The organism is Clostridium sp. HV4-5-A1G (genome assembly GCF_900184915.1).
GTDB lineage: Bacteria > Bacillota > Clostridia > Clostridiales > Clostridiaceae > Clostridium_B > Clostridium_B aromativorans.
Genome location: NZ_FXYI02000131.1, coordinates 1 through 10,006 on the forward strand (window position 1 = coordinate 1; position 10,006 = coordinate 10,006).

General features: G+C 31.7%; 9 protein-coding genes and 1 pseudogene. All 10 read left to right on the forward strand.

The features are described from left to right. The first annotated feature begins 102 nt into the window (after window positions 1-102). Entirely contained in the window at window positions 103-939 is an 837-nt protein-coding gene (locus J5G60_RS13120; RefSeq protein WP_150358605.1) for a DNA adenine methylase, read from the forward strand. 11 nt (window positions 940-950) lie between these two features. Continuing rightward, on the forward strand, window positions 951-2,261 hold the full coding sequence (locus tag J5G60_RS13125; RefSeq protein WP_442870524.1) for a type II restriction enzyme: 1,311 nt from the start codon (window positions 951-953) through the stop codon (window positions 2,259-2,261). A 110-nt stretch (window positions 2,262-2,371) separates the two neighbouring features. After that, a protein-coding gene (locus J5G60_RS13130) for an IS3 family transposase (protein ID WP_236035316.1) occupies window positions 2,372-3,792 on the forward strand; the annotation gives its coding sequence in 2 pieces (ribosomal slippage) (window positions 2,372-2,858 and window positions 2,858-3,792; 1,422 coding nt in all). Window positions 3,793-4,289: 497 nt separating this feature from the next. Further along, a complete protein-coding gene (locus J5G60_RS13135) occupies window positions 4,290-4,649 on the forward strand; it encodes a hypothetical protein (RefSeq protein WP_150358602.1) in 360 nt (119 codons plus the stop codon). Window positions 4,650-4,690: 41 nt separating this feature from the next. Continuing rightward, window positions 4,691-5,077: a hypothetical protein gene (locus J5G60_RS13140; RefSeq protein ID WP_150358601.1), complete on the forward strand. Its 387-nt coding sequence runs from the start codon at window positions 4,691-4,693 to the stop codon at window positions 5,075-5,077. A 20-nt stretch (window positions 5,078-5,097) separates the two neighbouring features. After that, entirely contained in the window at window positions 5,098-7,776 is a 2,679-nt protein-coding gene (locus tag J5G60_RS13145) for a transglycosylase domain-containing protein (protein ID WP_150358600.1), read from the forward strand. Between the two features lie 178 nt (window positions 7,777-7,954). Next, a complete protein-coding gene (locus tag J5G60_RS13150; protein WP_150358599.1) occupies window positions 7,955-8,134 on the forward strand; it encodes a hypothetical protein in 180 nt (59 codons plus the stop codon). A 311-nt stretch (window positions 8,135-8,445) separates the two neighbouring features. Then, on the forward strand, window positions 8,446-9,015 hold the full coding sequence (locus tag J5G60_RS13155; RefSeq protein ID WP_150358598.1) for a UvrD-helicase domain-containing protein: 570 nt from the start codon (window positions 8,446-8,448) through the stop codon (window positions 9,013-9,015). After that, window positions 9,012-9,422 carry an IS200/IS605 family transposase gene (tnpA, locus tag J5G60_RS13160; protein WP_150358597.1) on the forward strand — a complete coding sequence of 137 codons (411 nt, stop codon included), beginning with the start codon at window positions 9,012-9,014 and terminating at the stop codon, window positions 9,420-9,422. Before J5G60_RS13155 ends, tnpA begins: the two co-directional genes overlap by 4 nt. 98 nt (window positions 9,423-9,520) lie before the next feature. Then, window positions 9,521-10,006 (forward strand): annotated as a pseudogene (locus J5G60_RS13165) (RNA-guided endonuclease InsQ/TnpB family protein); the annotation flags it as partial.

Here is a 10,006-nt window from a genome sequence, read left to right on the forward strand (position 1 = left end):
ATATAAAATTATATTAGAAACAGATGTTCTTGAAATATATCTTTTTTAATTGTAAAATAATATTCAAGAAGGTATGCTAATTAAAGAAAAAAGTAGGTGATTATTGTGAAAAATAAACTGGTTCAACCTTTTGTAAAATGGGTTGGTGGAAAGCGTCAGTTAATTAAAGAAATAAGTAAATATATACCTAAAGGTAATTATAAATATTATGAACCATTTGTGGGTGGAGGAGCTATTTTCTTTGATCTGCAGCCTAAAAATGCTGTTATAAATGATTATAATTCTGAATTAATAAATACATATAATGTTATAAAGAATAATGTTGAAGAGTTAATTGAATATCTAAAAACTTATCCAAATGATGAAGAATTCTATTATAATATGAGAGAATCTGACAGAAAAAAAGAATATGAAAACTGGTCGGAAATAAAAAAAGCCAGTAGATTTATATACTTGAATAAAACATGTTACAATGGATTATATAGGGTAAACCAGGCAGGATATTTTAATACCCCTTTTGGACGATACAAGAACCCCAATATTGTTAACGATGTAGTTCTGAAAGCGGTAAGTAAATTTCTAAATGAAAATAATATTGTAATAAAATCTGGTGATTATAAAGAAGTTCTAAAAGGAATTAAAAAAAATTCATTTGTGTATCTTGATCCTCCATATGATCCTGTAAGTCATAGTTCCAATTTTACAGGATACACTATGGGAGGGTTTGGAAAAGATCAGCAGATTGAATTAAAAGAGGTCTGTGATGAATTAAATAAAAAGAAAATAAAATTTCTTTTATCAAACAGTAACACTGAATTTATTAGAAATCTTTATAATAATTATAATATTGAAATAGTTAATGCCAATAGATCAATCAATAGTATTGCATCTAAAAGAGGAGAAGTCGAAGAAGTATTGGTTAGAAACTATGATATATAGGTGGGATAATTATGGGGAAGGGAAATGATAATAAGGACAGAAAGATAGATAAAAAGTGGGAGAAATTGTTTGAAGAACTTAGGATATTAGAAAATATAGACAAAGAAAATCAATATTTCATTAGTGCTGAACAAATAAAAAAATACTATGAACCTAGGTTGATGACTAAATTTGATTATAAGGATAGCTTGCCGAGTATATTTGTCGAAAATAAATTATCCATATTACCTGTTACTAGAGGGAATTATATAATAGGAAGATTTAGAGCTTACCAAGACTTTAATGATGAGAGAAAAACAAAAATAGAAAAAATTAATTTTCCAGAATGGATAGAAGGCATTGACTACAAAAATATATACTCAGAAGCTAATGCAATAAATTGTGCATACATATCAAAAATTTTCAATAATATATTGGAGGATGAAGAAGTATATTTAACTTTTAATGGCAGAATGAGTTCCGGAAAATTTGATTTTTATATAAATGATATCTCAAATAATCAATTTAAAATATCGGTAGACAGAGCACAATGCGAAGTTGATGCTGCTTTTGAAGGCAGAGATAAAATTTTACTACTAGAAGCTAAAAACAGTATATTTAAAGACTTTATAACCAGACAGTTATATTACCCATATAGACTAATAAGCAATAAAGTGAATAAGACGGTTATTCCATGTTACCTTACATATTCAAATAATGTATTTTCATTTTATATATATGACGTAGAACAAGATGAAAATTATAATTCATTGAAATTGAAAAAGATTAGAAAGTTTATGATAGATGATTTTAATATAACTGTTGATGATGTTATTAAAATTATTAAGACTAATAGGGTATTAGAAGAACCATTGGATATTCCTTTTCCCCAGGCAGATACATTTGAAAATATTATCGGGATAATTAATAAATTATATGAAGAAAAAGAATTTATTTCAAAAGAGGAAATAACTGTAGACTTTGGAATAGTAAGTAGACAGGCTGATTATTATTCAAATGCTTGTGCCTATTTGGGATTAGCAAATAGACAATTGAGGAAAGGTACAATAAGTATTTCCGATAAAGGTAGAAAAATTATGGAAATGAGAAGTACAGAAAAATATTTAAACTTGTTTGAATTAATATTGTCTCATAATGTATTTAACTATGCAATGAAAATTTATTTAAATACCCTTAATGTTCCATCTGTATCAGATATAGTTGCTATAATGGAAAAGTGTAATATAAAAAGAGTGAATAATGATACGCGTGGAAGAAGAGCCAGAACTGTCAGAAGCTGGTTAAATTGGATTCTTGATGTTATAGCCATTAGCCAAAGTTAAATTAGTACCACACTTTTGCATATTCATACTCAAAAAATAGACACTGTTAAATTTGAACTGACCCCCATAAGTTAGACCTAAAAATCTAACTTATGGGAGGTCAGTTTTTTATGGCAAAATATAGTTACGAATTTAAGAAAGAAGTTGTCAATGCATACTTGAATGGAGAAGGTGGATACACATACCTTGCAGAAAAATATAGTATTATAGGCAAGTCAATAGTTAAAAGATGGATCACTGCTTATAAAAAGTTTGGTGATGAAGGGTTATTGCGTTCCAGAAAAAATGAAACATATACTTTTGAATTTAAACTTCATGTGGTAAAGTTATATTTAACAACAGAAGTTTCTTATCAGGAACTAGCTTTATCAGTTGGAATGAATAATCCACCATTGATTACCAAATGGGTTAATGATTTCAGAATTGCGGGTCCTGATGCTCTGAGACCAAAGCCGAAAGGACGGAAGAAATCAATGAAATCATCTAAGAACTCTCACCCAAAAAAACAGGTTGATATTAAACCAATAGATACAAGAGCTGAGCATATAAAACAACTTGAAGATGAATTACTACGATTGAAAATAGAGAATGCCTATTTAAAAGAACTGAGGAGGCTGCGTTTAGAGGAGGAAGCTCTTCTGAAAAAACAGCGAGAATTATCCACAGCCTCCGAGGATACTTCAAACTAAAAGATATTCTCGCATTCACAGGTTTTCGTAAAGCAACCTATATGTACTGGCAAAAACGCTTTGATAGAAAAAATCCAAATGCTGATCTTGAGCAAAGAATCTTAGAAATTAGAAATAAAAACAAAGATTTCGGTTATCGTCGAATTTATGGAGAATTAAGAAAACAAGGACACATTGTAAACAAGAAACGTGTTCAACGAATTGTTCAGAATCTAGGTCTTCAGGTTACTTCGTTTACCAGAAAAAGCCGTAAATACAGTTCCTATAAAGGCAAGGTTGGCAGGGTTGCTCCTAATAGAATTCACAGGAGATTTGAAACTCATATTCCACACCAAAAGATTACAACAGACACCTCCGAATTTAAGTATTATGATATAGATGACAGAGGACGAATGATCATCAAGAAGCTCTATTTGGATCCATTTATGGATATGTGCAGTAGAGAAATAATTAGTTATGGTATTTCTAGGCGACCATCTGCTGAGAATATAATGAATGCTTTGAATAAAGCTATAAAAATTACAAGCGATTGTAAATACAGGCGTACATTTCATTCGGATCAAGGCTGGGCTTACCAGATGAAGGCTTATAGTTATAAGTTGAAAGAGAATAAAATCTTCCAAAGTATGTCCCGTAAAGGAAACTGTCATGATAATTCAGTAATGGAAAGCTTCTTTGGAATTATGAAACAAGAGATGTATTATGGTGTAGTTTATTATAGTTATGATGAATTAAAAGAAACAATAGACAAATACATAAAGTATTATAATGAGAAACGAATTAAAGAGAAACTAGGATGGATGAGTCCTGTAGAATACAGGCTCAGCCTCTTGGCTGCATAAAATAATTGCGTAGCAGTTAAAAACTACTACGCAATAAAGTCTAACTTATTGGGGTCACATCAATTAGTGTATATTTTTATAATGTTTACAAATAGTTTATTAATATGACATTAAGACGTAATAAATACTTTATGTAATTATAAGTATTCTAAAGAAATAGTCTTACTTTACATAGATAAATTGTCTCCTTTAAAATAATCGTAAGTGTAAATTAGTGTCTGTGGTTGCAGGGCACGGTAAACTTAAATGCAACCACCATAAGATAGTCAATTAATAAATCTCCTGTCAATTATATTGTGAAACAGGCATCTGTCATTTAGGGTGTCTGTTTTTATATGGAAAAAAATAATGAAAGCGAAAACATATATAAAAAACAACTAAATTTTCAACCACTTTTGACCATAAAAATTTTACAATAATGAATAAAGTTTAAGTACCTTATGCTGTAGTAGTATTTAATATGAAATAAATACTGGCCTGATACTGGGGGTGCTTAGATGCGAAACATCATTATGGCCATATGCTATAAAAATGAAAAAGACAAAAGGAAAATAGAAAAGTTACTATGTAAACTTGTTATATATGTACAGAAGTCCACTGATAAAAGCAGTATCAGCATAGATTTTCTAAAAGGTATGGACACAGTAACTGTTAATGTTAAAAATCTCAATTCCATAGAGTACTATTTGAAAATACTCTCTTCAGGATGTCTAAATAATCCGAATTTCAAATCTCAAGCCATGTCAATCATAGGAACCAAAAAGGAAATTCTCGAATTTATCAAATACAAAATTCCAGATTTAGAAAGTAAAAATAAAATAATGATCCTTAAGGGAAATGAATATTTTTCCATATAATGGGATGATTAGAGAAAAAGTTGATAGGGGTGTTAGTAGTAGTGGATCTTAATTTTAAAAAGATAAAGGAACTATTTGATGGAGGAAAGTATTCTGAAGTTATATCAATTCTGCAGAATATTGATGGTGATTCAACGAATTGTCTTGATGAAATGTATTTTATGTATTTTTCTTATGCCAGGCTCAGTTGTTTTGATATAGCACTTAAAGGGTTTAGAAAACTGTTGCAACTTGGCTACAATGGCTACGACAGCTACTATTCATATTTTATCTATAATATAGGCTTATGTTATTACAAAACCCTTCAATTCAGAAAAGCTTATCTGTTTTTCAAATATGCCCTTGCCTGCTGCAACAGACTGGAATTCATACCTAGAACCTTACAAACTGAAGAAATAATATTTCATAAATCAAGTAATCATAATTAAATGTCAAGGAGGTAATCTCTGTGAAACATAAAAGAGTAATTATTGTATCTGCAGTGATATTTGGATTGATGGCTGCAGGTGCAGGAATTACATATGGAACCCATAAGGGTGAAATAGATTCCATTATTGCTGATGTAAATCAGAAAAAGCAACTTGTTATTGATTCCACTTTTGAAAGAAAAGGGTATACCACAATTTATGATAAGGATAATAAAGTTATAAGCAAACTCATTTCACAAAATTATACTTATACTTCACTTGAAAACATTCCGTCTAATATTCAAAATGCTTTTGTAGCTATAGAAGATAAAGATTTTAGAAAACATGGTGCAATAAGTATAAAGGGAACGACAAGAGCACTTGTACAGATATTTAGAAATAAAGGGGAAGCCGTACAGGGCGGCAGCACCATAACCCAGCAGCTTGTCAAGAACGTATTCTTATCAAATAAAAAAACTTTGGATAGAAAAATAGAAGAAGCCTTGCTTGCAATGGATGTTGAACACAAATATTCGAAAGACAAGATACTGGAATTCTACTTGAACAACGTATATTTTGGCAGGGGCAATTATGGTGTGGAGACAGCTGCAAAGGGATATTTCCAGAAAGACATCAAAGATTTAACCTTGTCTGAAACAGCTTTTCTAGCTGCAATTCCCAATAATCCATCTCTATATGATCCCATAACCAATAAAACCAATACACTGAAAAGAAGAAATTTGATTTTAAAGGCAATGCTTGATGAGAAATATATAAATAAGGTTAAATATGACAGTGCAGTAAAAGAGGAGATTGTATTAAAACTATCACAGCCAGAACTGCCAAAGGACAATTATGTAACTTCTTTTGCAATAGACAATGCAGTAAAAGATCTTATGAAATATGATGGATTTAAATTCAAATATGAATTTAAAAGCGACGTAGATAAGACCAAGTATCAGAAAAAATACAGCTACACATATTCTGATTATGACAAACGTGTCAGGGCAGGAGGTTATTCTATTTACACATCTATAGAAATGTCAAAACAGAAACAGCTGCAGAATAGTGTGGATTCGGGGCTTTCAGGATTTACAGGAAAAGACTCGAAGACAAATAAATATAATGTACAGGGAGCTGCCGTAAGTATTGACAATGCTACAGGGTATGTGGCCGCCATAGTTGGGGGAAGAGGAACAGATGACGAGTTCAACAGGGCGTTTCTTTCCTATAGACAGCCGGGTTCTGCAATAAAACCTATTCTTGTGTATACACCAGCTTTTGATAATAAGTACCATCCATTATCAAGGGTTGTTGATCAATATATTCCAGGCGGACCACAGAATGATGAAAGAACTTATTTTGGAAGCGTAACTTTAAGGTATGCAACTGAAATGTCATTGAATACAATACCGTATATATTGATGACAAGGCTTGGTCCTAATAAATTAATGTCGTATCTTCTAAATATGCACTTCACTGGAATCTACAAGGAAGATTATAATTCAATAGCAGCAATAGGTGGTTTTACAAAAGGTACTTCTCCGGTGGAGATGGCAGGGGCTTATTCCACACTTGAACATGGTGGGGGATATGCGGAAACTACTTGTGTAAGAAAAATGACATATCAGGATGGATCCATTATTGTAAAAGATCAGAAAACTCTTGGCAGGAAAAAAATATATACCAGAGAATCCGCCTATATGATGACGGATATTTTGAAAGGAGTACTTACTGAAGATTACGCTACCGGCCATAAGCTTGCCCTTGCAAACGGACAGATAGCAGCAGGCAAGACAGGAACGACTTCGAGCAACAAGGATGGATGGTTCTGCGGATACACGAAATATTATACGACTGTTGTTTGGGTAGGGGCGGACATGCCGGAGGAAATAAGCAATTTATATGGAGCCGTGTATCCCGGACATATATGGAAAGATTACATGGATAAGATTCACCAGAATTTGAAACCTATAGAATTTAAAAAGCCTGATACGGTGGTTTATAAATATATAAATCCGCAAACAGGTGAAAAGGTTGATTATAACAGCGGACTACAGGATATGTTTTCAAAGCCAATACTTGATGAAATAGAAGAGGAAAAGAGAAAGGCCGAAGCTGCATCCAGGGCACAAAAGGAAGCTGCTTACAGGGAATCTGAACCTCAAAGGGAAAAGGAAGTTGAAAAGTTACTTGAGAAATATGAATCTCAGTCTTATACAAGTGTTGATAGCATACAAGCTATAGATAGCCTGCGAGATAGTATAAATTACCTGATAGGACAGATTATTGATATTGATAAGGCAAATTTATATAAAGACAGACTTGACAAAAGGACTGCCCAGCTTAGACCAAGCAGGGACAAATGGGAAAATGTAAAAAAAGATCAGGAAAAACAGCAGCAGCTGGAAATAGAAAGAAACAATTCTGAGGCAGAGAAACTAAACAATCAGAAAGAGCTTCTGAGGGAGCAGCAGGAATTGCAGAAGCAGAAAGAACAGCAGCAAAAACAGGAACAGGCCGATATTCTTGAGAAAGAAAAAGAAGCGGCAGGATCGGTTCAGAAAGTACAGTCTTTTTCAGCTGACACCAATAAAAATGATTCCGACTTTCAAAATGCAGTGAACGATGCTGTTTCCAAGATTTCAAAAGTTGACAATCAAAAACTTGCCTCAGTACTTAAACAGGCAGTTCAAGATAAAATTTTATTACTCAAATAGAAAGCTGGCAGGAATAATACATATCCTGCCAGCTGTTCTGTTTTTCTGGCTTTAATAGAGTTTCAGAGTATGATATAATTTAACATGTAATAAGAAAATTGTATAAGGTTGCCTCTTCTTTATTTGTGGGTGGATTATGATTGATAATGTCTGCGTATGAAGAAGAGGTGATGCGTTTATGGCAGAAGGATATTTAATATTATTCTTCAGTTTATTTTCAATAACTGCTATTTGTATAGTGGCATTATCTAATAAAAAGTCAGATATTAAAATCGAAAATAAAATTACTTTGAGACCTGATGAAATATCATCTGATACCAAAGTAAACATAAATAATTCCAAAAAGAATAATAGATAGTCTCTCCAAAGTCCTATCTATTATTTATAATACCATATACAATTATAAAGCAGACTAAATTCATAATCCACCCTCTTATTACTAATATTATATCATAGAATTTTAAAATTATACAGTAGAAAAATTTATATCGTTAAAGTACCTATATAAATGTTAAATTCCTAGTCTTATAAAGCCTATGTTAATAAAAAGGAACATATTTATTTCATGGGAATTAAATTGTCAACAAAAATCTTATAATATTATCATAAATAGATTAAAATAATTAATTATATAGCTAATGTATATATTATGTCGGGTGGGGATCTTATATGAGCATAAATATTCTTAAAGGACTTAATGAGGCACAGAAAGAAGCTGTTACAACAACAGAAGGATATATACGTGTAATAGCAGGAGCTGGGAGTGGAAAGACTAAAGCATTAACAAGCAGATACGTTTATTTAGTAAATGAATTAGGTATTTCTACTGCTAATATTTTATGTGTAACTTTTACAAATAAAGCTGCACAGGAGATGAAAAAACGTATAAGAACAGTGATAGGTGATAATGATACGGGATTAATATCAACTTTTCATGGCTTTTGTAGACTTTTATTAAAAGAAGATATACATACAATGTATTATCCAGATGATTTTATAGTAATGGATACTGAGGATGTAGAATCAATATTAAAGATTGTTTATGAACAAGCAAACATAACATCAAGGCAACTTACATTTTCAAAAGCTAAGGAAATGATTGGATTTAGGAAAATAGCCGAGAATCCTCCCATTTTCAAAGGGGAGATGAAAGGCTGCTATCAAAGTTACTATATGTATATGTTGAAAGCCTTTATTCTTTTGGATTATAGAGTAATATATAATATACTATATGTATGAGTAAAAATAATATAATACATGCAAGAACCTGTGTATACAATGTAAATTATCATATTGTTTGGAGTGTAAAATATCGAAAGAAAATATTAAAAAATGGAGTTGATGAATACTTAAAAACATTGTTTAAAAAGATAGCAGAAGAAAAGGGATTTGCAATTCAAACAATGGAAGTCATGGAAGATCATGTTCATATATTTGCAACAGCACCTCCTAAAATAGAGCCTTCATATATAGTTAAAATGTTAAAGGGCATAAGTGCCAGAAAACTTTTTATAAAATATCCTGAGCTGCAGAAACAATTATATAAGGGGCATTTATGGAACAGTTCTTTTTATATAGAAACGGTAGGTTCTATATCAGAAGAAGCTGTAAGAAAATATATTGAACTTCAAAAAGAAAGGGGGTAAGCAAAATAAAAAGAGTAGTTAACTTCATATTAAATCCAACTAAAAAAGAAAAAATAATCATTGGATGTTTAACATATGCGGCCTCAAAACTGTGGAATGTGGCAAACTATGAGAGAAAAAACTGGACTAAAGAAAGTGGTCTGGAATATCCAAGTTGGTACAGGCAGAAAAAAGCTTTAAAGGATCATTTTTGGTATAAAAGCCTCCCTTCTCAGACGGCACAGGAAGTATTGAAACAGCTGGGTGACAGCTGGAAGTCCTTCTACGCACTGAAGAAAACAGGAGTCATAGAAAATCCTAAACCTCCTAAATTCAAACACTCAAATTTCAATATAAGATATCTCAATAAAGGTTTTGTACTGCAGGACGGAACTTTAAGGCTGTCGCTGCCTAAAAAACTGAGAATATACCTGAAAGAAAAGTACAGCATTACAGACAGGTATCTGTTTTTAAAAATGCCTGCCGGCAAAGAAATTGCAGGCGCACCAAAGATAGTGGAAATCATACCCCTGCCAAATAACAAAAAATATAGTTTAAATATCATAGTAGAGAAACAGGATGTCAAATTAAAAGAGAATAATGAT

Bases quoted from the DNA above. Each gene is read 5' to 3' on its own strand.
- J5G60_RS13125 (WP_442870524.1), top strand. From the start codon at position 951: ATGGGGAAGGGAAATGATAATAAGGACAGAAAGATAGATAAAAAGTGG.
- J5G60_RS13135 (WP_150358602.1), top strand. From the start codon at position 4,290: ATGCGAAACATCATTATGGCCATATGCTATAAAAATGAAAAAGACAAA.
- J5G60_RS13150 (WP_150358599.1), top strand. From the start codon at position 7,955: ATGGCAGAAGGATATTTAATATTATTCTTCAGTTTATTTTCAATAACT.
- J5G60_RS13155 (WP_150358598.1), top strand. From the start codon at position 8,446: ATGAGCATAAATATTCTTAAAGGACTTAATGAGGCACAGAAAGAAGCT.
- tnpA (WP_150358597.1), top strand. From the start codon at position 9,012: ATGAGTAAAAATAATATAATACATGCAAGAACCTGTGTATACAATGTA.